Source organism: Metabacillus indicus LMG 22858, assembly GCF_000708755.2.
Taxonomy (GTDB): domain Bacteria; phylum Bacillota; class Bacilli; order Bacillales; family Bacillaceae; genus Bacillus_P; species Bacillus_P indicus.
On the sequence record NZ_JGVU02000002.1, the window covers coordinates 1,491,395 to 1,515,228 of the forward strand.

The 23,834-nt window shown below is 45.0% G+C and carries 26 protein-coding genes and 3 other annotated features; of the genes, 3 read left to right on the forward strand and 23 right to left on the reverse strand.

Annotated elements, in window-relative coordinates; genetic code table 11:
- Positions 1–7 precede the first annotated feature (7 nt).
- The 3 genes from polX to zapA form a co-directional block, all read right to left on the reverse strand.
- Positions 8–1,732 (reverse strand): DNA polymerase/3'-5' exonuclease PolX, encoded by a 1,725-nt coding sequence (polX, locus tag AZ46_RS10935; protein WP_029279222.1) that lies wholly within the window; start codon positions 1,730–1,732, stop codon positions 8–10.
- A gap of 115 nt (positions 1,733–1,847) precedes the next feature.
- Entirely contained in the window at positions 1,848–2,390 is a 543-nt protein-coding gene (locus AZ46_RS10940; protein WP_029279220.1) for a CvpA family protein, read from the reverse strand.
- Between the two features lie 8 nt (positions 2,391–2,398).
- The gene (gene zapA, locus AZ46_RS10945) at positions 2,399–2,671 is read right to left on the reverse strand and encodes a cell division protein ZapA (protein ID WP_035207236.1); all 273 of its coding nucleotides are present in this window, start codon (positions 2,669–2,671) and stop codon (positions 2,399–2,401) included.
- Between the two features lie 103 nt (positions 2,672–2,774).
- On the opposite strand from zapA, the gene rnhC reads away from it, so the two are divergent.
- Complete coding sequence (gene rnhC, locus AZ46_RS10950; RefSeq protein ID WP_029279216.1) at positions 2,775–3,713, forward strand: ribonuclease HIII; 939 nt, start codon at positions 2,775–2,777, stop codon at positions 3,711–3,713.
- 54 nt (positions 3,714–3,767) lie between these two features.
- On the opposite strand, the gene pheT is transcribed toward rnhC, so the two are convergent.
- The 3 genes from pheT to AZ46_RS10965 form a co-directional block, all read right to left on the reverse strand.
- Positions 3,768–6,182 (reverse strand): phenylalanine--tRNA ligase subunit beta, encoded by a 2,415-nt coding sequence (pheT, locus tag AZ46_RS10955; RefSeq protein WP_029279214.1) that lies wholly within the window; start codon positions 6,180–6,182, stop codon positions 3,768–3,770.
- Positions 6,183–6,196: 14 nt separating this feature from the next.
- The gene (gene pheS, locus AZ46_RS10960) at positions 6,197–7,231 is read right to left on the reverse strand and encodes a phenylalanine--tRNA ligase subunit alpha (protein ID WP_029279212.1); all 1,035 of its coding nucleotides are present in this window, start codon (positions 7,229–7,231) and stop codon (positions 6,197–6,199) included.
- Between the two features lie 65 nt (positions 7,232–7,296).
- Positions 7,297–7,540 (reverse strand) — a binding site (T-box leader).
- A gap of 61 nt (positions 7,541–7,601) precedes the next feature.
- Entirely contained in the window at positions 7,602–8,354 is a 753-nt protein-coding gene (locus AZ46_RS10965) for a TrmH family RNA methyltransferase (protein WP_029279210.1), read from the reverse strand.
- Between the two features lie 354 nt (positions 8,355–8,708).
- On the opposite strand from AZ46_RS10965, the gene sspI reads away from it, so the two are divergent.
- Positions 8,709–8,921, forward strand: coding sequence for a small acid-soluble spore protein SspI (sspI, locus tag AZ46_RS10970; RefSeq protein ID WP_029279208.1), 213 nt, complete (start codon positions 8,709–8,711; stop codon positions 8,919–8,921).
- 47 nt (positions 8,922–8,968) lie between these two features.
- On the opposite strand, the gene AZ46_RS10975 is transcribed toward sspI, so the two are convergent.
- The gene (locus tag AZ46_RS10975; RefSeq protein WP_029279206.1) at positions 8,969–10,054 is read right to left on the reverse strand and encodes a M42 family metallopeptidase; all 1,086 of its coding nucleotides are present in this window, start codon (positions 10,052–10,054) and stop codon (positions 8,969–8,971) included.
- Between the two features lie 62 nt (positions 10,055–10,116).
- Entirely contained in the window at positions 10,117–10,605 is a 489-nt protein-coding gene (locus AZ46_RS10980; RefSeq protein ID WP_029279204.1) for a dUTP diphosphatase, read from the reverse strand.
- Positions 10,606–10,733: 128 nt separating this feature from the next.
- On the opposite strand from AZ46_RS10980, the gene AZ46_RS10985 reads away from it, so the two are divergent.
- Positions 10,734–11,129 carry a hypothetical protein gene (locus tag AZ46_RS10985; protein ID WP_029279202.1) on the forward strand — a complete coding sequence of 132 codons (396 nt, stop codon included), beginning with the start codon at positions 10,734–10,736 and terminating at the stop codon, positions 11,127–11,129.
- A 22-nt stretch (positions 11,130–11,151) separates the two neighbouring features.
- On the opposite strand, the gene AZ46_RS10990 is transcribed toward AZ46_RS10985, so the two are convergent.
- The 15 genes from AZ46_RS10990 to ytaF form a co-directional block, all read right to left on the reverse strand.
- Positions 11,152–11,736 carry a TVP38/TMEM64 family protein gene (locus tag AZ46_RS10990; protein WP_051827309.1) on the reverse strand — a complete coding sequence of 195 codons (585 nt, stop codon included), beginning with the start codon at positions 11,734–11,736 and terminating at the stop codon, positions 11,152–11,154.
- 61 nt (positions 11,737–11,797) lie between these two features.
- Positions 11,798–12,067, reverse strand: a complete 270-nt coding sequence (locus tag AZ46_RS10995; RefSeq protein WP_029279199.1) for a DUF1294 domain-containing protein — start codon at positions 12,065–12,067, stop codon at positions 11,798–11,800.
- Positions 12,068–12,132: 65 nt separating this feature from the next.
- Positions 12,133–12,492, reverse strand: a complete 360-nt coding sequence (rplT, locus tag AZ46_RS11000; RefSeq protein ID WP_029279197.1) for a 50S ribosomal protein L20 — start codon at positions 12,490–12,492, stop codon at positions 12,133–12,135.
- Positions 12,493–12,519: 27 nt separating this feature from the next.
- A complete protein-coding gene (rpmI, locus tag AZ46_RS11005; protein WP_029279195.1) occupies positions 12,520–12,720 on the reverse strand; it encodes a 50S ribosomal protein L35 in 201 nt (66 codons plus the stop codon).
- 21 nt (positions 12,721–12,741) lie between these two features.
- Positions 12,742–13,260 carry a translation initiation factor IF-3 gene (gene infC, locus AZ46_RS11010; RefSeq protein WP_161781213.1) on the reverse strand — a complete coding sequence of 173 codons (519 nt, stop codon included), beginning with the start codon at positions 13,258–13,260 and terminating at the stop codon, positions 12,742–12,744.
- Between the two features lie 49 nt (positions 13,261–13,309).
- Positions 13,310–13,439, reverse strand: a sequence feature (ribosomal protein L20 leader region).
- 131 nt (positions 13,440–13,570) lie between these two features.
- Entirely contained in the window at positions 13,571–15,499 is a 1,929-nt protein-coding gene (gene thrS, locus AZ46_RS11015; RefSeq protein ID WP_029279191.1) for a threonine--tRNA ligase, read from the reverse strand.
- 54 nt (positions 15,500–15,553) lie between these two features.
- Positions 15,554–15,795, reverse strand: a binding site (T-box leader).
- 78 nt (positions 15,796–15,873) lie between these two features.
- Positions 15,874–16,698, reverse strand: coding sequence for a putative sporulation protein YtxC (gene ytxC / locus AZ46_RS11020; RefSeq protein ID WP_029279189.1), 825 nt, complete (start codon positions 16,696–16,698; stop codon positions 15,874–15,876).
- Between the two features lie 116 nt (positions 16,699–16,814).
- Positions 16,815–17,750 carry a primosomal protein DnaI gene (dnaI, locus tag AZ46_RS11025; RefSeq protein WP_029279187.1) on the reverse strand — a complete coding sequence of 312 codons (936 nt, stop codon included), beginning with the start codon at positions 17,748–17,750 and terminating at the stop codon, positions 16,815–16,817.
- A 21-nt stretch (positions 17,751–17,771) separates the two neighbouring features.
- Entirely contained in the window at positions 17,772–19,169 is a 1,398-nt protein-coding gene (locus tag AZ46_RS11030) for a replication initiation and membrane attachment family protein (RefSeq protein ID WP_029279185.1), read from the reverse strand.
- 84 nt (positions 19,170–19,253) lie between these two features.
- A complete protein-coding gene (gene nrdR / locus AZ46_RS11035; RefSeq protein ID WP_029279183.1) occupies positions 19,254–19,712 on the reverse strand; it encodes a transcriptional regulator NrdR in 459 nt (152 codons plus the stop codon).
- Between the two features lie 114 nt (positions 19,713–19,826).
- Positions 19,827–20,225: a hypothetical protein gene (locus AZ46_RS11040; protein WP_029279181.1), complete on the reverse strand. Its 399-nt coding sequence runs from the start codon at positions 20,223–20,225 to the stop codon at positions 19,827–19,829.
- 116 nt (positions 20,226–20,341) lie between these two features.
- A complete protein-coding gene (gene speD, locus AZ46_RS11045; RefSeq protein ID WP_029279179.1) occupies positions 20,342–20,722 on the reverse strand; it encodes an adenosylmethionine decarboxylase in 381 nt (126 codons plus the stop codon).
- A gap of 704 nt (positions 20,723–21,426) precedes the next feature.
- On the reverse strand, positions 21,427–22,449 hold the full coding sequence (locus AZ46_RS11050) for a glyceraldehyde-3-phosphate dehydrogenase (RefSeq protein WP_029279177.1): 1,023 nt from the start codon (positions 22,447–22,449) through the stop codon (positions 21,427–21,429).
- A gap of 125 nt (positions 22,450–22,574) precedes the next feature.
- Positions 22,575–23,180 carry a dephospho-CoA kinase gene (gene coaE, locus AZ46_RS11055; RefSeq protein ID WP_029279175.1) on the reverse strand — a complete coding sequence of 202 codons (606 nt, stop codon included), beginning with the start codon at positions 23,178–23,180 and terminating at the stop codon, positions 22,575–22,577.
- Between the two features lie 17 nt (positions 23,181–23,197).
- Positions 23,198–23,833 carry a sporulation membrane protein YtaF gene (gene ytaF / locus AZ46_RS11060; RefSeq protein WP_029279173.1) on the reverse strand — a complete coding sequence of 212 codons (636 nt, stop codon included), beginning with the start codon at positions 23,831–23,833 and terminating at the stop codon, positions 23,198–23,200.
- Position 23,834: the final 1 nt, after the last annotated feature.

Consider the following 23,834-nt stretch of genomic DNA (forward strand, 5'->3'; position numbering starts at 1 on the left):
ACCGCGTTTATCTGCTGCCTTCTTTTTTCAAAAAGGATTGCAGCTTGTCCAGGTCCCAAGTATTTATCACATTTTCAGCTTTCACCCAGCCTTTAATGGCCGTTGAAACGCCTGTTTTCATATCTTCAAGCATGTCCAGGTTATGGGCGTCCGTATTGATGGCAACCTTGACTCCTGCCTCATGCGCTTTTCTGATGTGTTCTGCACTCAGATCAAGCCTGTTTGGGTTGGCATTCAGCTCAAGAACCGTATCTGTCTCTTTTGCAAGCTGAATCAGCATCTCAACATCAGGTTCATATCCATTCCGTTTGCCGATCAGTCTCCCGGTAGGATGTGCAATCATATGGACACGGTGGTGGTCCAGCGCCGTTTTCAGCCGTTTCATAATCACATCCTGAGGCTGGGAAAAACTAGAATGGATGGAAGCAATCACAAAATCCATGCCATCCAGCACATCGTCGCTGTAATCAAGCGTTCCGTCCGGCAGAATATCCATCTCTACACCTGCAAGAATCTTAAAATCATCGTACTGCTCATTCAGCTTATCAATTTCCTCCCGCTGTGCTTTTAACCGTTCGGGAGTCAGGCCGTTTGCAACCTTCAAATACTGAGAATGATCCGTAATGGCCATATAGTGATAGCCCCGGAGCCTGCACGCTTCCGCCATTTCACTGATGGTAAACGCACCATCGCTCCATGTGGAGTGCATATGGAGATCTCCTTTTATATCCTGGAGTGAAATCAGTTTTGTATCTTTGCGGTATTTTTCAACCTCTGTTCCGTCCTCCCTGATCTCGGGCGGAAAGTGAGGCAAATCAAAATGTGCATAAAACTCTTCTTCCGTTGAAAACGTCTTGATTTCGCCTGTTTCGGTATTTTCAACTCCGTACTCGCTGATCTTTTCTCCGCGCTCTTTTGCAAGCTGGCGCATTTTCACATTGTGATCTTTTGATCCCGTGAAATGATGCAGCGTTGAGGCAAATTCCTTTAATGTAACTAAACGGAAATCGACGCCAATTTCATATTCATATAAAAGCTCGACAGATACCTTCGTATCTCCGCTTGCAATGACGGAAGAAATGTTCGGCATCTTAAGAAGCTGCTCTCTGACAAACTGCGGATGATCTGTCGCGATGATAAAGTCCAGATCTTTTACTGTTTCTCTCATGCGCCTTAAGCTTCCGGCCCTGCTGTATTTCAGAATTTCCCCGCACGACTCAATATATGTCTCAATTTCATCTGCGATCGGCAGGACAAAAGAAAGCGGAAGCCTTTCAGGGCGTGTGCCCATTTCCTTGATGGCCTCAAGGATTTTTTCTTCCGTTTTCTTGCCGAAGCCTGCCAGCGCCTGCACTTTTTCTTCTTCACATGCCTGTTTAAGAGATTCAGCATCCGTAACGCCGAGCTCCTTATACAGCTTCGCTATTTTCTTTCCGCCGAGTCCCGGCAGCTTTAACAGCGGGATAAGCCCTTGAGGCACCTCTTCCTGCAGCTGCTTCAGCGTTTCTGATTCTCCGGCTTCCATATATTCTTTAATGACAGCAGCCGTCCCTTTTCCGATGCCTGCAATCTTTGTAAAATCATCAATCGCAGTAAGACTGCGGTCATCTGTTTCCAGAGCGTTTGCCGCTTTTCTGAAAGCTGCGGTTTTAAACGGATTTTCTCCTTTAAGCTCCATATGAACGGCAATAAGCTCAAGCAGTTTAATGACATCTTTTTTATGTATAGTCAACGTTTTTCACCTCATGTACGTGATCAAATCATCTAGTTAGAATGATACAAATAATTGAAGCAAATGTACAATCGTCTACTTGCGCCAAAAAAACTTCTCCTGATTGGAGGAGAAGTTATTTTGGTGCATATTGGATCCACAGTTCCTGAACTTTATCTGAAAAATACGGTGTATGGTGGACAATCACTTTGGCAATTCCCGAATCCCCCATCGCCGACTGTACTTCAGGGATGGGCAGAAGACCTCCGATAAAAAGGAGAATGAATAAAATCAAATAGACTTCTAGAAAACCAAGAATGGCACCGGCCCATTTATTCAGCTGCTTTAATACAGGAAGGTATGTAACAAAATCAAGCATAGATCCGACAATCTGAAGCACGATCTTTGTTCCGATGAACAAGATGACAAATGCAACAGCGCGGTAGTAGGCATTCTCAAGGTTTCCGCCTGTAAAGAACGAAATGCTGGAGCTGCTATCCCCAAAGCTCGGGTATGGCACCCACAGCTCAAGCTTCGGCGCCAGAACCCCGAAGTATTTATAAGCTACAATGTAGGCGATAATGAATCCTGCAAGGTGAATGAACTGAAGGATGAATCCCCGTTTCAGTCCGACGAGCAGACCCATGATCAAAATAATTAAAAGGGCAATATCAAGCATTAACTGCGTCAATCCTTTTCTGTAATTTGTCTCTCTAGTCTTTCAAATTCATCTCTTAATTTCAGGTAGTCATGAACAACATTGACCGCCGTCAGAACGGCAAGTTTATTTATATCAAGATTAGGACTTTTACTGCTGATTTCCCGCATTTTATCATCAACAATAGAAGCCACCAGACGCACATGACTTGTGCTTTCTGTGCCTACTATTGAAAATTGCTGTCCATATATATCAACTGTCGTTTTCTTTTTTGAGTGGTTATCCAACGAAAAATCCTCCATTCTTGAGAATCCTAATCTTTATCATAACATGATATTTAGTATAATGGAAAGATAATGCCAATCAATCCCCTACCCAATAATACTATAGAAGAGGTGTCTTCTCTTGTCCAATGCCGTTATAAAAATTGATCAGCAGACCATGCTGAAAATGAAAACCTATTATTCTTCCGGACTCGGATCAAAGCTTCCACCGGGTGCCGTTTTTACTGCAAAAGCAAACGGCTGCTCCATCACCGCCTACAAATCAGGGAAAGTTCTTTTCCAGGGAAATCTTGCAGCAGAAGAGGCTTCCAAATGGTCCGAACCCGAGAAAAAGGCTACTAAGAAACCTTCGCAGCAAAAGACCATTTTCAGTCCGCCGCCAAACATTTCATCTCTTTCGATCATCGGATCAGATGAAGTCGGCACGGGTGACTTTTTCGGCCCTATTACGGTCGTTGCCGCCTATGTAAAAAAGGAGCAGATTCCGCTCCTTCAAGAGCTTGGAGTAAAGGATTCAAAACACTTGAATGACACTCAGATCATTGCGATTGCGAAGGACCTTCTTAAAGTCATTCCATACTCCCTGCTGATCCTGCACAATGAAAAATACAACCAGCTCCAAAGCACGGGAATGTCCCAGGGGAAAATGAAAGCCATTTTGCATAACCAGGCGATAAACAAACTCTATGACAAGATTGCACCAGAAGAACCTGAAGGCATATTAATTGATCAATTTGCAGAGCCTTCTCTGTATTTCAAGCACTTATCTGGAAAATCCTTCAAAAGAGAAAAAACATTTTTCAGCACTAAAGCAGAAGGAATCCACCTGGCTGTTGCGGCCGCCTCGATTCTTGCACGCTATGCCTTTTTAAAGGAAATGGACCGCCTGTCAGAAAAAGCAGGAGTTACCCTTCCAAAAGGAGCGGGAGCTAAAGTAGACGAGGCTGCCGCCGCCATCATCCTGAAAAAAGGCAGCCCGGCACTGAAAGAACTTACGAAGTTTCATTTTGCAAATACCGAAAAAGCTGAAAAAATCGCCGCAAAGAAAAGAAAAAGATAAAAAAGAGCAGCCGGACCTTGATGGTCAGCTGCTCTTTTCCTGTTCTCGCTGCGATTAGCCTCTCAGCACGGCGGCAAATTTTTCCTCGACCGTGCGGAGAACTTTTTCATGCGCCTTTGTTACTTCTTCGTCTGTCAGTGTTCGCTCAGGATCAAAGTAGCGAAGAGAGAAGGCCAGTGATTTTTTATTTTCATCAAGCTTATCGCCTTCGTATAAATCAAAAATGGAAACGTCCTTCAGCAGCTTTCCTCCAGCCTCTGAAATAGCGCTCTGCAAATCGCCCGCTACAACGTCTTTATCAACAACGAGGGCAATGTCTCTCGTCATAGACGGAAAGCGCGGAATAACAGAGAATGTTAATGGTTCTGCTTCTGTTTGAAGAAGCTCCTGAAGAGCAAGTTCAAACACGTACGTCTCAGTCAGATCCATTTGCTTTTGAAGCTTCGGATGCACCTGTCCGATAAATCCTGCAGAAACGCCGTTCAAAAGAATTTCTGCTGTACGTCCAGGATGAAGACCGTCGCGTTTTGTCTGCTGGTAAGTGATGTGTTCTTTTAAGCCTAAACGATCGAACAGGCCGTCAAGAATTCCCTTTACCACATAGAAATCGACCTGTTTCTTCTCAGCCTGCCACTGGTTAAGGTGCCACAGCCCTGTTACAGCTCCGCTTAATCGTTCTTTTTCCAGAGGCTGTTCACCTGGTCCGTTTGAAATGAACACAGAGCTCATTTCATAAAGAGCAGCCTGGTCATTTTGACGGGCAAGATTGTATTTCAGCGTCTCGAGCAAATGAGGGATTAAGCTCAGGCGAAGAACGCTGCGCTCTTCACTCATCGGCATGGACAGGCGTGTCAGATCTGAAGGCTGAAGCGCAAACTGAGAAGCTTTGTCTTCACTCGTCAGTGAGTATGTGATTGCCTGATGCAAGCCGGCTCCTTCTAAGAAGCGGCGGGCCATCCGGCGTTTTTGCTGATAATCAGTCAATTTGCCCGGTGCGGATGCGCTGACAGGGAAAGTAGACGGAATGTTGTCATAGCCGTACAGTCTTGCAACTTCTTCAATCAGATCTTCTTCTATTGTAATATCTCCGCGTCTTGTAGGAACTGTAACCGTGAAGGCACCGTTATCCTCCTGCACTTCAAACCCAAGGCGTGTAAAGATGGACTGCATTTCATTCCCTGAAATATTCATGCCGAGCACACGGTTGATTTTTTCAATGTGAACGGTCACGACTGCAGGTTCAGCTTCTAGATAATTCACTTCTGCCGATCCTGAAAGCACCTCTCCCCCCGCAAGCTCTGCCATCAGCTGGGCAGCGCGTTCGGCCGCGGCACGAACCCGGTTTGGATCGACGCCTTTTTCAAAGCGCGCACTTGCTTCACTTCTTAGGCCGTGATCTTTAGACGATTTTCTCACAGTCTGGCCGTTAAAATACGCGGACTCAAGAAGAACAGTCGTTGTATCAGAATGAACTTCTGAATTCTCCCCGCCCATCACACCTGCGAGTGCAACCGGCTCCGTTCCGTTTGTAATGACAAGGTGCTCCGGAGTAAGGGTGCGTTTTTGTCCATCCAGTGTTACGATTTCTTCGCCATCTTTTGCCATGCGGACAAGGATTTCTTTTGATCCTAAGCGGTCATAGTCAAAGGCATGAAGCGGCTGACCGTATTCAATCAGTACGTAGTTTGTAATATCCACCACATTGTTGTGCGGACGAATGCCTGCGGCCATCAGTCTTGTCTGCAGCCATAGAGGAGACGGAGCGACCTTTACATTCCGAACCACTTTCGCAACATACAGCGGATTTTCTTCTTTTGCTTCAACAGCGACAGAAATGCTCTCAGATGCCTTCTCCGAACCTTCATCGTGCGTCAGGTCAGGGTACGTTACGCTTCTGCCCAAAATAGCCGCTACTTCATGCGCAACTCCAAGCATGCTCAGGCAGTCTGAACGGTTTGGGGTAAGACCAAGCTCAAGAATCTGGTCATCACGCCCAAGTTCTGCAAGAGCATCTTTTCCAGGCTCAGCATTATTTGGAAAGACAAAGATGCCTTCAGCGTATTCTTTTGCCACCGTCTTTGATTCAAAGCCCAGTTCCTGAAGAGAACAGATCATTCCGTTTGACTCTTCGCCGCGAAGCTTTGCCTTTTTGATTTTAAAATTACCAGGAAGCACCGCGCCTACTGTTGCCACAGCTACTTTTTGTCCTTTATCGACATTTGCAGCACCGCAAATAATTTGAACAGGGTTCTCGCCGCCTGTATCGACCAGACATTTGTTGAGCTTATCTGCATTCGGGTGCTGCTCTTTTTCAAGCACATGCCCGACGACTACACCGCTCATCCCTTCGTTTAAAACCTCTACACCCTCTACTTCAATCCCGCTTCGGGTGATTTTTTCTGCCAGTTCTTCTGCCGGGATTCCGCTGAGATCCACGTAATCCTGCAGCCATTTATAGGAAACAAACATTTGGAACCCTCCTTTTATGCTCTTTTAAATTGTTTAAGGAAACGCATGTCGTTCGTGTAAAAATGACGGATGTCATCAATGCCGTATTTCAGCATGGCAATTCGCTCCGGTCCCATGCCAAAAGCAAACCCGCTGTATTTCTTCGAATCAAACCCGGCCATCTCAAGAACATTCGGATGAACCATTCCTGCACCTAGAATTTCAATCCATCCCGTTCTTTTGCAAACACTGCAGCCATTGCCGCCGCAAACGAAGCATGAAACATCGACTTCAACTGAAGGCTCAGTAAACGGGAAAAAGCTTGGGCGCAGACGGATTTCGCGCTCTTCGCCGAACATCTTTTTAGCAAAAACTTCAAGTGTTCCTTTCAAATCGCTCATGCTGATGTTCTCGTCAATGACAAGTCCTTCAATTTGCGTGAACTGGTGTGAGTGTGTCGCATCATCATTATCACGGCGGTATACTTTGCCTGGACAAATGATTTTGACCGGTCCCTGCCCTTTAAATTTCTGCATCGTTCTTGCCTGGACAGGTGATGTGTGAGTCCGAAGCAGCGTTTCTTCCGTTATGTAGAAAGAATCCTGCATATCACGTGCCGGATGTCCTTTTGGAAGATTCAGCGCTTCAAAGTTGAAATAATCTGTCTCTACCTCAGGGCCTTCTTCAACGGAATAGCCCATGTTAAGGAAAAGGTCTTCGATTTCCTCAATGACAGACGTGATCGGATGATGATTCCCTGTGCGCACAGGTCGCCCTGGAAGTGTCACATCAATTGTTTCAGCTGCCAGCTTCTCTTCAACTGCCGCTTCCTCAAGTCCTTCTTGTTTAGCTGAAATGCTTGTGGCAATGCTCTCGCGCACCTCGTTGGCCAAAGCTCCCATCAGCGGGCGCTCTTCTGCAGAAAGTTTGCCCATTCCGCGAAGAACTTCTGTGATTGGCCCTTTTTTACCTAGATATGATACACGGATCTCATTCAGGCTCTTTAAATCATTTGCTGCCTGAATTTTTTCAAGCGCTTCAAGCTGAAGCTGTTTTAATTGCTCCTGCATCGTTTATTCCTCCTTTTATTTCAGATGATTCCTGATTTTTTTGAACAAAATAAAAAACCCGTCCAAAAAGGGACGAGTTGACAGTCGCGGTACCACCCTTGTTAACAGCAAAAAAACATGCTGTTCACTTCGTTCATAAATAACGGATAGGATCCGGAGCACCTTTACACCCGGGATTTTTCCGGATGGTCCTGGTGTCAGCTAAAGAGGTGAATTCATCTGCTGCTGTCAAAAAAATGCTCACAGTCACCGGCATTTTCTCCCTGATTGACGCTTTCGCAGAATACTCTTCTCTGTCAACGCTTTTTCATGGTATGTAACTGTCTTTTATTATAATGAATTCATGATGGCGATGCAACCACGCTTTTGCCTATTTCACAAGGTGATACATCAGGATTCCTGCAGCAACTCCCGCGTTTAAAGATTCAGCTTTCCCAAGGATCGGGATGTACAGATTCTGGTCGGTAAGGGACAGCCATTCCTCCTTTACCCCGCTGCCTTCATTGCCGATAAGCAAGGCAAAATGTTCTGAGGTTTCTGCTTTTCTGTAATCGGATCCGTTCTGCAGGGAGGTTCCGTAAATGGACACTTCATTCTGCTTCAGTTCTGAAATGGCTTCATCCATTTTTTTTCTTACAACCGGTATGTGGAAAATGGAGCCCTGTGAGGAACGCACGACTTTTGAATTATACGGATCAACTGTCCCATCTCCGAGAATGACGCCGTCAAGACCTGCCGCATCGGCTGTCCGGATAATGGTTCCAAGGTTCCCCGGATCCTGAAGCGCATCAATCAGTATGACTTTTTTCCATGTGCTTATGCTTCCGCTGTCCTTCTGGATGCATACGGCTGCAGCACCTTGAGGGGTTTCTGTCTCGGAAATGGCTTTCATGATTTCTTTTGTTACGTAGATGATGGAGAGATCATCGACGTCCCAGCCTTTTGGAATAACTGTGTCTTCTGAGAGGATCAGCTCTTTTATATTTGATTTATTTTTAATGGCTTCTTCTACAAGATGCATGCCTTCAATTAAAAAGGTGCCTGATGCATCACGTTCTTTTTTTGTGTGAAGTTTGCGCCATTGTTTGACTTTTTGATTTTGTATGGATTCGATTCGCTTCAATTGTCCTGCTCCTTTTAGTGTTGGGTTTTCCTGCCCATCTTTTTTCTTTTGTTAATATCACAAGCTATAGAAGAATTTGGTTCTGAACTTATACCCGTTCCTTTCCGCTCCAGAAACTTGCTTTCCGCGGGGAGGGATGGGAGCCTCCTCGGCCAGCCTGCGGGGTCTCCCATTCCCTCTTCATCCCGCAGGAGTCAAGTTTCTTCCGCTGCAATCCACTGGAGTTTAGGCATATCTTATGAAACGGCCATATTCGCTGAAAGCTTTTTTATTATTTTAACGGAAGATACATAAAATAAGCAAAGTGACGCACGATAAACAGAGATCAACTATTTTAAAAATGGAGTGAGTCATATGGATTTAAATTTACGAAATGCCATTATCTCAAATGTTTCGGGTAATGACCAGGGGCAGCTTGAGGATACGATTGTGGATGCAATCCAAAATGGTGAAGAAAAGATGCTTCCGGGACTTGGCGTTCTGTTTGAAGTGATCTGGCAGAATTCAAGTGAAGATGAAAAGAATGAAATGCTTACGATTCTTGAAGAAGGCTTGAAAAAGAAATAAATGCCGGGCGGCTGCCCGGCATTTTTTTATGGGATCTTGCGCTTTTCTTAGTCGAATGTAATAGCTTTTACAGTTTCGTCATCTAAACGCTTAATAACTTCTGTAATCAGCTTAACCGCATTTTCATAATCGTCGCGGTGAAGCATGGCTGCATGGGAATGGATGTATCTTGTTGCAATGGTGATGGAAAGTGCAGGCACACCGTTTGCTGTCATATGGATTGCACCTGAGTCTGTTCCTCCGCCTGCAATTGCATCGAACTGATATGGAATATTCATTTCATCAGCAACGCCTGTAACGAAGTCGCGAAGTCCTTTATGGGAAACCATTGATGCATCATAAAGAATAATCTGCGGCCCTTCTCCCATTTTGCTTGAAGCTTCTTTGTCAGAGATTCCAGGAGTATCGCCGGCAATCCCGACATCCACTCCAAATCCGATATCCGGCTGGATGGCATGAGCAGAAGTGCGCGCTCCGCGGAGCCCTACTTCTTCCTGAATCGTTCCTACACCGTAGACAACGTTTGGATGATCAGCATCTTTCAGGCCTTTCAGGACGTCAATGGCAATGGCACAGCCGATGCGGTTATCCCATGCCTTGGCAAGAAGCATCTTCTCATTGTTCATCACGGTAAATTCAAAATAAGGAACAGCCTGGTCTCCCGGACGAACGCCGAATTCCATTGCTTCCTCACGGCTTGAAGCGCCGATATCAATAAACATATCTTTAATATCCACCGGTTTTTTTCTAGCTTCCGGAGGCAGGATATGCGGCGGCTTAGAGCCGATTACACCTGTTACATCCCCTTTATTCGTCACGATGGTTACTCGCTGGGCAAGCATCACCTGTGACCACCATCCGCCTACTGTCTGGAAGCGGAGAAACCCTTTATCGTCAATTTGCGTGATCATAAAGCCGACTTCATCAAGGTGGCCCGCTACCATAATCTTCGGTCCGCCTTCTTTGCCGGTCTTTTTAGCAATCAGACTTCCAAGTCCGTCTGTTGTTACCTCATCGGCATAGGCTGATATGTAGTTTTTCATAACCTCTCTCGGTTCGCGTTCATTTCCGGGAATTCCCTTTGCGTCTGTCAGATCCTTCAGCATCTGAAGTGTTTCGTCTAATTTTGTCATCCCTTTACCCCTCTCGTTTATTATCTACTATTATACTAAACGCTGGAAAGTAATACAAAATGTTAATAACCCTGTTTCTGGCGGTCATGGTTCACTTCATTCTTTTTCATATAGGCATCTTCAATCTGGGCTCCCGAAAATCCAAGGGCCTGTCCAAGGTGCATATACTTGCTGAACAGCCGGATAAATTGTTCATCCTCATGGTTCTTTTCAAACTCGGCAATTGCGTTAAAAACATCGGCAAAATGAGCAGTCAGTGTCTTTTCTTCCGCATTCTGCTGCATCTCGATTCCGCTTGTTTTTCCAATCTCGATTCCAAGGGACAAAATAAAATGGACGCCGTCCACGTACTCTTCAAGAATGACATCTGTTTCCGCCGGCGGTTTCAGGCTCCAGAATTTAAAGCATCTCGTCTCATTCGCCAGTTCACCCACTTCTACATACAGGGCAAGAATCTTTTTGTGAATAAGGGATTCCTTCTCAAGGCCGTGCTGTTTTTCTATTTTCATGTCAAGGGTATGCTGCATCTTAAACAGTTTTGTTAAATTCACGATTTCACTCTCCTCTACGAGCCCATTTTATCACTGCAGGAACCATGCTTCAAAAATTTTTCATGAAATATGAAACCTTAAGGCGTGTTTATACGTATTGTAACAAAATATGTCTTGGAGGCATTGCTATGATTGTTATTTTTCTACGGCTGCTCCTGCTCGCACTCGTTGTTTTTATCCTTTATTCTTTAGCAAAATACGTGCTGAATCCTAAACGAAAGCTTGAGCTTGCACAAGAACAGAATCAGTTTTATCTGCTCGATGACCCCGGCAATGTCCGAAAGAATTTTCTGCTTACCTACAAAGGCGTCCGGTTTGAAGGCGAAAAGTATCTCGGCACGACCGATCAGGCGTTTGAAGTTGTCTCCATTTTCATCTGGACCGACACACCCAGCAAGCTTCAAGGACTTTCTTTATCAGACTTCACCTTCATCACAGACAAAGTAAAAGAAAACTATCCGCATGCAGCCATTGACTGGAAGAGTCCGGTCAGAGAATTTCTCTCAAAAGCACAAAAGCCGTGACCTTGTCGATCACGGCTTTTTGCTATTTCAGAAAAAATTCGTTCCATTTAATAATGCTTCTCCGTTCTCTGAGCAAATAGACAAATACGACAAGCGTGCAGAGGATCAGAACGGTCGCAATGAGCGACAGTCTGCCAAAGTAAGTGCCAAACGAAGTAAAACAGAAGGCCGCAGGAATATGAGTCCAGAAGGAAAGCTTTGCATATTCTTTAAACGAGCCTGATCTGTCCAGAATGCAGAGGGATAAGAGCGAAAAATTCACGAACGGAATCATCCGAAGCACGGTAATCTGCCCAACCGAAAGACGCGTATAATTTCCCATCCATTTTTTCTTAAGCCCTGAAAAACGGTCTAAGAAGGAAGGAAACTGTTTCGACAGCGTATAAAAGGTGATGCTCGCAACAGTCAGCCCGATAATGGAATAAAACGTGCCGAATTCTGTTCCGAAAAGAATGCCCCCGACAATGCAAATGGCCACAACGGGTATGAACAAAAACTGCCTCAAAATGTGCATGCCGATAAAAAACACAGGTGCCAGAAATCCCGCAGACTGGACGGTATTGACCACAGCCGAAGTAGCAAGATCGATTGTTCCCACCTCTTTCATGCAGTCCCTGATGATGCTGTGTGAGAATCGTTCCCTAAAGTGTATCGGCTGGGAGGCTGTCTTATGACAGTTTATAAAGAAAATAGACAAACAATATGAGATGGACAACCATCAGTGCCGGAAGACCTGCTGCAAACGTTCGGTGCTTTGTTTTATGGCGGTATGTATTCATCCCTATAGTAAGTCCCGCTGCTCCCCCGATAAAGGCGACAAGCCAAAGAGTGTTCTCCTTGATTCTCCACTCGCCCCGTTTCGCTTTTTTCTTATCCGCTCCCATTATGTAAAAGCCGTATACATTCAAGATCAAATAGTATGCCATCACGAGTGTCATATCATTCAACTCCATAATAAATGATAAAAAGACCATCCTCATACGGTGAGAATGGTCTTGTGGTATTAGCTGTTAAGTTTAGCTTTAGCAGCGTCTGCAAGTTGAGCGAAAGCTTTTGCATCAGTAACTGCAAGCTCAGAAAGCATTTTGCGGTTTACTTCGATGCCTGCAAGCTTCAAGCCATGCATTAAACGGCTGTAAGAAAGACCGTTCAAGCGTGCAGCAGCGTTAATACGAGTGATCCAAAGCTGACGGAAGTCGCGCTTTTTCTGACGGCGATCACGGTAAGCATACATTAATGATTTCATTACTTGCTGGTTAGCAACTTTGTATAATGTATGTTTTGAACCGAAATAACCTTTAGCTAATTTAAGAACTTTTTTACGTCTTTGACGTGAGACAGTACCGCCTTTTACTCTTGGCATGTCAATTCCCTCCTATGTGAAAACGAATTATTTAATGTTATCTAATAAATGACGGATGCGTTTGAAGTCGCCTTTGCTTACTAGCGTGCCTTTGCGAAGCTTGCGTTTTGCTTTCGTTGATTTGTTAGCAAATAAATGGCTAGTGTAAGCGTGTGAACGTTTTAATTTACCTGATCCAGTCTTTTTGAAACGCTTTGCAGCGCCGCGATGAGTTTTCATTTTTGGCATAAGGTATTCCTCCTCGTATCTTTACTTTTCAGCTTTTGGTGCAAGCACCAGGAACATACTGCGTCCATCCATTTTCGGATGAGACTCAATTGTACTTAAATCTTCACAAGCTTTAGAAAAACGGTCCAGAACACGCTGGCCAATTTCTTTATGAGTGATTGCACGTCCTTTAAAGCGGATGGAAGCTTTCACTTTATCTCCTTTTTCAAGGAACTTGCGTGCATTTTTAAGTTTTGTGTTAAAATCATGCTCATCAATCGTCGGGCTGAAGCGAACCTCTTTCATGCTGATGATCTTTTGATTTTTACGTGCTTCTTTGTCTTTCTTCTGCTGCTCAAAACGGAATTTTCCGTAGTCCATAATGCGACATACAGGAGGCTTCGCGTTTGCGGCAACTAACACTAAGTCAAGATTCGCTCTGGCAGCAATCTCAAGCGCCTCTTGGCGTGTTTTGATTCCAAGCTGGTCGCCGTTTGCACCAATCAGACGAACCTCACGAGCGCGGATTCCATCGTTTACCATCATGTCTTTGCTAATAATTAGCCACCTCCAAGGATTTTTAACTGAACAGACTCTGCTCGCACTTTTTTCAAATAAAAAAGTGCGGGCGCATAAAACACCCACACTACGATTTAGTATACTAAGTATAAAATGGTCGTAAACCTGCAGACTGCGCAATGCGTCAATCAGGTGAGAAGCGGGTGCTTCTGCTTGCTAGACAAACGTTCTATTCAATTACCATGCAAATTATATCACGGAAAAAATTCCTGTGTCAAGTCATGCTGGCTTTTATTGCAACAAAAAGAATTGTATCAAACATCTTCCGCATGTGCAATACTTTTTTACAGATTTATCTTTTAACTTCTTTCACAATGCCCTCAATAAATGCATCCAGGCTGATTGTTTCAGATTTCTGCTCGCCGTATTTACGGACATTCACAGCTGATTCGGCTGCTTCATTATCGCCCACTACAAGCATATAAGGTGTTTTCTGAATCTGTGCCTCGCGGATTTTATATCCGATTTTCTCATCGCGTGCATCAAGCTCGACGCGGAGTCCTTCAGCCTGCAGCTTTTCCTGAACGCTTTTCGCGTAATCAAGATGAACAGAAGGCGAAACCGGGATCACCTGAACCTGAGTCGGAGCAAGCCAAGTCGGGAACGCCCCTTTGTACTCTTCAATCAGGAAGGCCACAAAACGTTCCATCGTTGAGACAACCCCGCGGTGAATAACAACCGGACGGTGCTGTTTGCCGTCTTCGCCGACATAATTCAGATCAAAGCGTTCAGGCAATAAGAAGTCAAGCTGCACAGTAGAAAGCGTTTCGTCTTTTCCAAGTGCTGTGCGGACCTGGACATCAAGCTTAGGACCATAGAACGCCGCTTCTCCTTCTGCCTCAAAATAGTCATGGCCAAGCTCGTCCATCGCAGATTTAAGCATGCTCTGTGCTTTTTCCCACATCGCATCATCGTCAAAATACTTCTCTGTGTCTTCCGGATCGCGGTAGGAAAGACGGAAGGAATAGTCATTGATGCCAAAGTCTTTATAAACTTCTTCAACAAGTTTTACAACCCGGATAAATTCATCCTTGATTTGATCAGGGCGAACAAAGATATGGGCGTCATTCAGCGTCATCGCGCGGACACGCTGCAGGCCTGTAAGAGCTCCTGACATCTCATAGCGGTGCATCGTTCCAAGCTCCGCCACGCGGATCGGAAGTTCGCGGTAGCTGTGAATGTCGTGCTTGTACACCATCATGTGATGCGGGCAGTTCATCGGACGAAGAACAAGCTCCTCATTGTCCATGGACATAGCAGGGAACATGTCATCCTGATAATGATCCCAGTGGCCGGATGTTTTGTACAGCTCGACACTGCCAAGCACCGGTGTATACACATGCTGATAGCCCAGACGTTCTTCTTTATCCACAATGTAGCGTTCTACGATGCGGCGGATTGTCGCGCCTTTTGGAAGCCAGATCGGAAGGCCCTGTCCTACTTTTTGAGACGTTGTAAACAGGCTCAGTTCTTTTCCAAGCTTGCGGTGATCGCGCTCTTTCGCTTCTTCAAGCAGGCGCAGATGCTCATCAAGGTCTGCTTTTTTAATGAAAGCCGTACCGTAAATGCGTTGCAGCATTTTATTGTTGCTGTCCCCGCGCCAGTATGCGCCGGCTACACTCAAGAGCTTAAATTCTTTCAGCTTTCCTGTTGAAGGAACATGCACTCCGCGGCAGAGGTCAAAGAAATCGCCCTGTTCATAGATAGTCACTTTTTCCCCTTCAGGAATGGCATCAAGCAGTTCAAGCTTTAAGTGATCGCCGATTTCTTCATACAGAGCCTTTGCTTCTTCGCGTGTTACTTCTTTGCGCACAACCTCTATATTTTCATTGATAATCTTCTTCATTTCTTTTTCAATCGCCGGCAGATCCTCAGCTGAGATGGATTCTTCCATATCGATGTCATAGTAGAACCCGTTTTCAATAACCGGACCGATTCCAAGCTTTACATCTCCATATAATCGCTTAATTGCCTGGGCCAGTACGTGGGCAGAGCTGTGGCGGATGATTTCCAGAGCATCCGGACTGTCGAGTGTGACAATTTCAATGCTCCCGTCCTGCTCGATCGGTGTTTTCAAATCAATCAGTTCACCGTTCAGTTTACCGGCAATGGATTTTTTTCTAAGACCCGGGCTGATGGAGGCTGCAATATCTTCAGTTGAGGTGCCTGCCTGATATTCCTTTACAGCTCCGTCCGGAAAAGTAATGTTTACAATTGACATCCTGTCGTCACTCCTTGCATGTTTTCTTAAAAAATAAAAAACTCGTCCCTTAAAATAAGGGACGAGTGATTATTCGCCGTGGTTCCACCCTTGTTTCCATTCACAATACGCACAGTGAATGGCTCAAAAAAGATCTGTAACGGGATTTCCCGTCAGCACTTACTGGGGACCCGAGTCCTTTTCAAGGCTGAAGTTCAGAGGCGGTAAGCAGGTTATTCGTACTGGGAAGCTTTCAGCCGTGTCTTCCCTCTCTTTGAGCCGTGATAACTCACCCGTGTCCTCATCAAAACATTTCTTCTATTCATAACGTATTATAAAAGCATTCCGGGAGGAAATCAAGCCGATTCCGCTTTTTCCCTTCCGGAAGCTGAATTTTAAACGCCAGCCATCTTTCTCGGATAAATGCTGACTCGTTCAAGAAAGATATTCTGGATTGTCTGCACCATTCCATAATCAGGTGAATCTGTATACAGGTGTATCCTCCCAGGGGCTATAGAGACAAGGGGAGCCAACAGGGAAGCATCGATATACATCGGGTGCTGATGAACGAACGTCCTGTCAATATGCCCTGCTAAATCCTCTTTGCTGATTTCAGAAAAATGCTCGTTATAAACGGTCAGCTCTTGTTCATGAACAATGTGAATAACCTCTGCCTTTGTTTCCCTGTTCATGGCATACTCTCTTAAACTATGAATAAACGTCTGATATTCCTGTTCAAGCTTATACTCTTCAATCGCAAGCTCAATATATTTATATAAACGCTCCACATAGCTGTGGAGACGGAATTTTATAAAAGATGAAAGAGCAAATGCAAGATCAGGCTTAATAAAGTCATTCAACGCTTCATAAATCGGCGTTTCTCTCACGGGGAGCTGTTTTGCGCCGGGAATTTCCGTCCGTTCACCTTCAATGATCGCCTCTGCAATATGTATGATTTGCTGCTGCTCTTCAGGCTCATGAAAATAAAAGCGGTCCCTGATGATCGAAAGCATAAGACGTGATTCATTGTATTTAAGAATATAAGACGCAAGCGCCGGAATAAAAAGCGTTCTTGCCGCCGCATCAAAATCTCTTGCCGAAACCCCGACTCCGTTTCCGTCAATTATGCACAATTCAACGTTCCGCCGATTCTGCTTAAGGACAAGCATTGTATAAAATCTTTCTGCTTCATCCGGAGAATTAAAAAATACTTTGATCAAGGTTGTCCCCCCTTTTAGCCAATACCTGATTCCATGTATATGGCCAGAGAAGAACAATTAGAATCACAAACCTAAAAAAAGCAGCACGCCGCAGAATTTGCGGTATACTGCTTTTTCTATCTTTCGCGCCAGTTGCGGCCTTTCAGTTCGAACGGTTCTGCCAGATACTTGATTCTCTCCATAATTCTCGCTGATTTTACAGGCTCTTCTTCGCCCCGCTGTGTAACGCTTAAATGCGACTGAAGATCTTTCATGCTGAAATTGGAGGTGAAAAACGTTGGAAGGTTTTCAAGCATGCGGTATTGGAGAATTGACCCGAGAATATCATCGCGCACCCAGCTTGACATCGCCTCGGCGCCAATGTCATCAAGCATAAGCACCTTTACCTTTTTAACCGCCTCAACCTTCTCTTCCAGCGAATGATCATGCATGGAGCTTTTTAATTCCCTGAAAAATTCCGGCACATACACTAGCATGGAAGGAATCTTTTTCTTTGCCAGTTCGTTTGCAATCGCTCCTAGAATATAGGTCTTGCCGATCCCGAACGGTCCGTATAAGTACAGCCCTTTGCGGTACTTGCCCTCTTGATAGTCCCTGCTGAAGCTGAGGGCCATGTCCACAACCTTCAGCCTGCTTGCTTCCTTGAGGTCGATATCTTCAAGGGTTGCATTCAGAACGTCCCGGGGAATAAACATGGACTTGATGAGCGACTGCTGTTTTTTCCGTTCGTCATCCGCTTCTTTCGTCGGGCAGACCTCATATTTCAGGTCAATGGTTTTACCCTGAAGGATGAGCTTCGGATGATAGCCTTCTACTAGATTTTTGCATTCCCGGAGACTCGGGCAGTCGGCACAGCGCTTGCTTTGTCCAATGTATTCATAGAGTTTGATCAGGCTTCTGTTGATCATTTCTTCATTCACTTCAGAACTGTTTTCATGCAGAAACTCCTGGATATCCGGATTTTGCATGATCTGAGCCTTCATGGCACCCAGCCTCTTCTGAAAATCCTCCCGGCCTGAAAGACGCCCAAGAGATTTGTTGATGGATTCCATTTTGTTCACCTCCGCCTGAGATTAATTTTGTTCCCTGTACTGTCTGAGCTTTTCTTCAAGCCGTTTCCGTTCGAGCTCTGTTGCTTCGTCATCCTGTTCTGCGGCTGGAACTGCACGTTCTTCGCTTTGCTGTAAATACTCGGGCAGGGTTTCTTTCCGGACGATTTTTCTGCCGGAAGATGTTTTCTTTGAAGCCCAGTCCTGGTACTTTCTGTGCTCCTGCTTTGCAAGGTCCATCGCATCCTTTACAGTTGACACCTGTTTCCGGGCCCAGTGGCTCGCGATTCGCTGAACATACGTCTTTGAGAGCTTCATGTCGGTTTTGAGCATGACATAGTAGATCAGGACGTTCACAACGCCCGGATGAAGCTTTTGTTTAAACATGACTTCTTCAACAATCTGCAGGTCTGCAGCAGATGGCTCTATGCCGTCTGCCAGGTCCTTTAAAAACTGCTTCGGCGAGATGCTCTCAAGCTGTTTGATCAGCGATTCTTCCTGTGACAGTTCAGCTTGAACCGCAGGCTTTGACCTGAGATGGGAAGGCTGTACTTTTTCAGTAAGCGCAGGAAGCTTTTCTCCATGCTCAAACTGATACCAGTCTCTTGCAGCCTTTCTGAGTTCGTCTATTTGAATGGCTTCATTCGCATCAATGGCGTTCATCACAACATTCTTCATCTCCATGGCTCCAATGCCGTAAAGATAAGAAAGTTTCTTGATCGTTTCTTTTACTTTCGGCGTGATGGATTTCCTTGGAATAACAGCTTCTGAAAGCCCGGCGAAAAACAGATCAAAATCAAAAACAGTGTCCGTCATATGGGGAGAGCTGCCCTCCTTGGAACCAAGAAAGTCCCGGCCTTCTTCAGGCACCATCGATTCCTGCATTTCTCCTGAAGCGAAAGAGTGCATTTCTGTTGGCTGCAGGGACTGAAACACCTCATTAAACGGCTTCGTCACTTGGGTCAAGTTTTCCGGAAGGCTGCTGTCTGAAAAATAGGTTTTCAGCTGACTGTATTTTGACTTTCCGATCCGGTTATACAGATAGATGTTCAATACCCCGTCTTGAAAAAACTCATCCGGCATGATAGGCGGCATAAGCTCATAGATGTAGAGTCTGGAATCTCCTTCTTCTTTCAGATAGGTTTTAAGCAGTCCTATGCCCTCAAGCTTTATCCGTTCTTCATAGATCTCCCTCAGGTTGTTTTGCATAAGAGACATCAAGCCATGATGCGTCGTTTCTCTGCTCCAGATCCGGTCCTGTTCAAGCTCTGACCAGAGTGTCATATAGAGGGCATAGCTTTTTGCCCCAAGCAGAGGCTGATAAAGCAGCGTCAGAACTTTTCTGTCAAAATCCTGCAGCAGCCCGTTCATTTTAACGAGATATCTGTCTACTGGAAGTAACTGTTTCCAATGATTGTCCATAGCATTCCCTCGGTTTCATCGGCCGAAACTCGCAGCACGCCTGCGAAAAGGAAAAAAGAGCCCAAAACCATGTTCTGCGCGCTCTTATTTCACCTTTTTGATCAGCTCTGATAGTTCTTGAATAAATACGTTTATATCTTTAAACTGGCGGTAAACGGACGCAAACCGGACGTAAGCCACTTCATCCACACCGGCAAGCCTGTCCATAACCATTTCGCCAATGTCGTCGCTGTTCACTTCTGATATTCCCTGATTCCGGAGTTCTTTTTCAATATCCTGCACAATCTCCTCCAGTTTAGGAAGAGGAACAGGGCGCTTTTCACACGCTTTAATGAGACCCCGAAGAATTTTATCTTTGCTGAATTCTTCCCGGACCCCTTCTTTTTTGACAACGATGAGCGGAATCTCCTCTACCTTTTCAAACGTAGTGAAGCGGTACTGGCACTCTTCGCACTCACGACGTCTCCGAATGGATTTTCCTTCATCAACCGGACGGGAGTCCAGAACTCTCGTGCCATTATGATGACATGTAGGACATTTCATACAACCAGCTCCAATCAAAAAGCATCGGGATTTTTGTTACAGTCTGATCATGATGCCGAATCTTTTCTTCTATCTTTCCCAAAAGCCTGGACTTTCCTTCGCAAGCACCCGTTATCACTTTGGATAAAGTCCAGTGCCGATAAACGGAAGATCCTTATTCAGCTTATCGTATGCCTCACTGATCAGCTTTTTGCTGAATCCGAAATCTGTTCCGAGCTTTGAATCTGTTGAAACGTTAAAATCGATGGCCGTTTCGTAAGGCCGTACAGATATGACCGTGACAATCATCAGCGCTTTTTTAGGTTTTTCAAAAGCAAGACTGATTTCGCCGTGCTCCTCGGAAACGGAGGTTACTTTCGCTCCAGGCATTCTGCCGAGCGTTTGCTGAACGGTTTCCATTGCCTTCTTGGCGGTTGTTTTATAATAGTGGCTTCTCAATGCCTCATCGTAGTGACTTTCAGACGTTTCCTGTCCTGAAGAGAAGAAACTTTTCATTTTATGCATAATGCTCATAGTCAGGCTTGGCTCCTTTTCTAATTAGAATAAAAGGTATGTATGTAAAAGGTAATGGCATAAGAAAAAGAGGTGCATGCTGCACCTCTTTCATTTTACATGAAAATGAGTAATCATTAAAGAGCTTTTACTTGTGCCTGTTTCACTTGTACAGGACCCATGCCGCGCGGGATCTCAATGTTCTCGCGTGTTTGTGCGCAAAGAGCCTCTGCAATATAGTCTGCTGCAACATTCGGGTTTAAGTCTCCGCAAGTATATACATCAATGCTTGCATATCCATGTTCAGGGAAGCTGTGAATCGTTAAGTGAGACTCAGAGATGATAACAACTCCGCTCACACCTTGAGGAGCAAATTTATGAAAAGCTACCTCGCGCACTTCAGCACCTGATTTCAGTGCAGCATTTACAAACGTTTTTTCAATAAAGTCCATATCATTCAGTTTATCAAAGTCGCATCCCCACAGTTCAGAGATAACGTGACGTCCCATTGTTTCCATTATATGGTTCCCCCTTTAGGAATTTTAGTTTACATGAAGTTCTTCGCAATGGATTGTTGAACTACCACGGGGGAAAGTTAGTCCAGAGAGGTCCTAACCCTTTAAGTAGCCACAAGGCCGCGTTCATTAAGAAGTTCACGAAAAATAGTATACTTTCTTTAGTTTGTTTTTGCAACACACTTTTTTTAAAAAAATGATGCATCTCTTCTTTAGAGGGGCTCATAGCCCACGCTGCCGGGGGTTTTACTATTTTTTGAGCGGAGATAAATTTCGTTTTTTGGGGGAGGAAATAATTGAGTTAACTGTTTGTGTTCAGATAGGATCTTTGCAGAATTGTGCCGTTATGGCAGATTCTTTTTTGATTGAGGGTTTTTATCGGACGGAATAGGACCACCAAATCTGATTCATCTCTGCTTGAGGATTCTTATCGGACGAATCGGTGCCATCAAAATGGATTCTTCTCTGCTTGAGGGTTCTTATCGCACTGATTGGTGCCATCAAAATGGACTCTTCTCCGCTTGAGGGTTCTTATCGGACCGATTGGTGCCACCAAACCAGATTTTTCTTTGTTTGAGGGTTCTAACCTAACGGAGTCCTTGTACAGAGTTATTACTAGTTTGCTAATTCTCGCTGGTTTGCACCACACCCAAAAGCTGGAACCACAAAGAAAAGACAGCCAAAGGCTGCCTTTTCAACTTATCTATTTATACCGCCGACAACTTTTTCATTTTCGAAGCAACAAATCGAACGAGATCCACGACTCTGCATGAGTAGCCCCACTCGTTGTCATACCATGCGAGCACTTTTATTTTCCGGTCTGCCATGACGATGGTGGACAGGCCGTCAATGATTGCGGAATGAGGATTGGTGTTAAAGTCGATCGATACTAGCGGCTCTGTTGTAAAATCCAGGATTCCCTGGAGCTCACCGTCTGCAGCATCCATGAACGCAGCACTCACTTCTTCTACTGTCACGTCTCTTTTCACATCGACAACGAGGTCGACGAGCGAGACATTCGGAGTCGGGACTCTAAGTGCCATGCCATGAAGTTTGCCTTTAAGATGAGGCAGGACGAGTGACAGCGCTTTTGCAGCTCCTGTTGTTGTCGGGATTATCGACTGGCCGCATGCTCTTGCTCTGCGCAGATCTTTGTGCGGGTTATCAATGTTTTTCTGATCGTTTGTGTATGCGTGAACGGTTGTCATGAGGCCATTTTCAATGCCAAACTGTTCATCGAGCACTTTTACAACGGGTGCCAGGCAGTTTGTTGTGCATGATGCATTTGAAATGATGACGTGCTGTTCATTGTTGTAAGCCTCTTCATTTACGCCCATGACAACTGTAATGTCTTCATTTTTTCCCGGTGCTGTTAGGATGACTTTTTTTGCACCGGCCTGTACATGGTACATCGCTTTTTCACCGTCGTTGAATTTACCCGTAGCTTCAACAACTATATCAATATCCATGAGTCCCCAAGGTAAATCCCTCGGATCTCTGAAGTTAAGTAATTGGACCTTTTGTCCGTTAACAAGCAAATAATCATCAAAAGGAAGCACTTCCCCTTCGAACTTCCCGTGATTTGTATCATATTTGATCATGTGCGCCAGCGTCTCAGCCGGATAGCTTGCGTTGATGGCGACAATCGTCATGCTTTCTTCAAAGATTGCTTTTCTGAATACCATTCTCCCAATTCGACCAAAACCGTTAATGGCAATCTTCGCTTTCATACCATTACCCCTCTCGGATTATGTGATATACTAATATATGCTTATTCGCACGATTAGTATATCACATTTAAGCCCAAATAGGATGATTAAATGTTCTTTTTTCAAAAAAAAAATGAAACCAGGCTTCATTTAGAAGCGAGGTTCCATTTCTCAAGCAATGTATGAAACTGTTTTTTTGTTTCTTCGATCGTTCCGTTGTTATCGATCACTTCATCCGCCTGATCCTTCTTTTCATTCAGGGGGAGCTGTGATGCGATTCTCCATTTTGCATCTTCTTCTGATAAGCCGTTGCGTCTCATCAATCTGCTCAGCTGCACATCTGGATTCACGTATACGACCAGCGTCACATCCGCCAAGTGTGTCAGCTTGCTTTCAAACAAGAGCGGGATATCCAGAACGACGGCAGCCTCCCCGCTTGCTTCCGCCTCTTCTTTTTGCCGCAGCATTTCTTTTCTGACTGCCGGATGAACGATGCTGTTCAGTTTTTCCCGCTCGTTTGCGTTTTGAAAAATAATGCTTCCCAGCTTCTCGCGGTCAATCGATCCGTCTTCCTGAAGGATGCCGCTCCCAAATGCTTCTGCAATCAGCCGGTATGCCGGCGCGCCTTGTTCTACGACCTGTCTTGCGATGATATCTGCATCTATAACCGGGATGTTTGCTTCTTTGAACATGTTTGATACGGTGCTTTTTCCGCTTGCAATTCCGCCTGTTAAACCAATTGAGAGCGTCACTTTTTTTCCCCCTGCTTCTAAAGCTTCCAGATTCCGAGTATAATCAGCAGAACTCCCGGAAGAAATGATAGTTTTTCCATCCAGGCAAATCTTGAAAAGAGGTGCCCGGATTTGATTCCGAACATCACAAACAAAGAGCTCATAACGGCCACAAGCACGCTTGTCGCCAAAGGAGAATAGCCGAGAAGCGCCGCTCCTATTCCTGCTCCAAACGCATCAAGCGACAATGCAAATCCGAGCAGAAGGGCTTCAACCCCTGTAATTGTGCCGGATTTATCTATATCTGCTGCAGCCGGTCTGCTCAAAATGTTAATGACGATGCCAAAAGACTTGATTTCAAGGTTAAGCAGGGTCTTTTCAGATTCTTCCTTTGTCATTTCCCTGACAGGCTGAAGAAACTGATAAAGCACCCATGCGCCAATTCCTATTAAGATAATGCCTCCGAGCTTTCCGGTCAGACTGTGGGGAAGGACTGAAGCAAGCGCGTGACCGGCCCCCATTGCAAGAAGCAAAGTAACTGCTGAACAGCAGGCAATGATGAAGACCGACTTAAACGGCATGCTCATTTTCCTTAATCCATAGGTGAAACCGACTGAAAAGCTATCCAGACTTACTGCAAATGCCAATAAAAAAAGTGATGCAGCTGCAACCATA

Excerpts from the sequence above, each read along its gene's own strand:
- nrdR (WP_029279183.1), bottom strand. The coding sequence starts at position 19,712 with ATGAAATGTCCTACATGTCATCATAATGGCACGAGAGTTCTGGACTCC.
- pheS (WP_029279212.1), bottom strand. The coding sequence starts at position 7,231 with ATGCAGGAGCAATTAAAACAGCTTCAGCTTGAAGCGCTTGAAAAAATT.
- AZ46_RS11050 (WP_029279177.1), bottom strand. The coding sequence starts at position 22,449 with ATGAAAGCGAAGATTGCCATTAACGGTTTTGGTCGAATTGGGAGAATG.
- dnaI (WP_029279187.1), bottom strand. The coding sequence starts at position 17,750 with ATGGAATCCATCAACAAATCTCTTGGGCGTCTTTCAGGCCGGGAGGAT.
- rpmI (WP_029279195.1), bottom strand. The coding sequence starts at position 12,720 with ATGCCAAAAATGAAAACTCATCGCGGCGCTGCAAAGCGTTTCAAAAAG.
- AZ46_RS10995 (WP_029279199.1), bottom strand. The coding sequence starts at position 12,067 with ATGACACTCGTGATGGCATACTATTTGATCTTGAATGTATACGGCTTT.
- sspI (WP_029279208.1), top strand. The coding sequence starts at position 8,709 with ATGGATTTAAATTTACGAAATGCCATTATCTCAAATGTTTCGGGTAAT.
- pheT (WP_029279214.1), bottom strand. The coding sequence starts at position 6,182 with ATGTTTGTTTCCTATAAATGGCTGCAGGATTACGTGGATCTCAGCGGA.
- AZ46_RS11030 (WP_029279185.1), bottom strand. The coding sequence starts at position 19,169 with ATGGACAATCATTGGAAACAGTTACTTCCAGTAGACAGATATCTCGTT.
- speD (WP_029279179.1), bottom strand. The coding sequence starts at position 20,722 with ATGGAAACAATGGGACGTCACGTTATCTCTGAACTGTGGGGATGCGAC.
- AZ46_RS10990 (WP_051827309.1), bottom strand. The coding sequence starts at position 11,736 with ATGAAAGAGGTGGGAACAATCGATCTTGCTACTTCGGCTGTGGTCAAT.
- AZ46_RS10940 (WP_029279220.1), bottom strand. The coding sequence starts at position 2,390 with ATGCTTGATATTGCCCTTTTAATTATTTTGATCATGGGTCTGCTCGTC.
- rplT (WP_029279197.1), bottom strand. The coding sequence starts at position 12,492 with ATGCCAAGAGTAAAAGGCGGTACTGTCTCACGTCAAAGACGTAAAAAA.
- AZ46_RS10985 (WP_029279202.1), top strand. The coding sequence starts at position 10,734 with ATGATTGTTATTTTTCTACGGCTGCTCCTGCTCGCACTCGTTGTTTTT.
- thrS (WP_029279191.1), bottom strand. The coding sequence starts at position 15,499 with ATGTCAATTGTAAACATTACTTTTCCGGACGGAGCTGTAAAGGAATAT.
- AZ46_RS11040 (WP_029279181.1), bottom strand. The coding sequence starts at position 20,225 with ATGAGCATTATGCATAAAATGAAAAGTTTCTTCTCTTCAGGACAGGAA.
- AZ46_RS10975 (WP_029279206.1), bottom strand. The coding sequence starts at position 10,054 with ATGACAAAATTAGACGAAACACTTCAGATGCTGAAGGATCTGACAGAC.
- zapA (WP_035207236.1), bottom strand. The coding sequence starts at position 2,671 with ATGGAGGATTTTTCGTTGGATAACCACTCAAAAAAGAAAACGACAGTT.
- ytaF (WP_029279173.1), bottom strand. The coding sequence starts at position 23,833 with ATGGTTGCAGCTGCATCACTTTTTTTATTGGCATTTGCAGTAAGTCTG.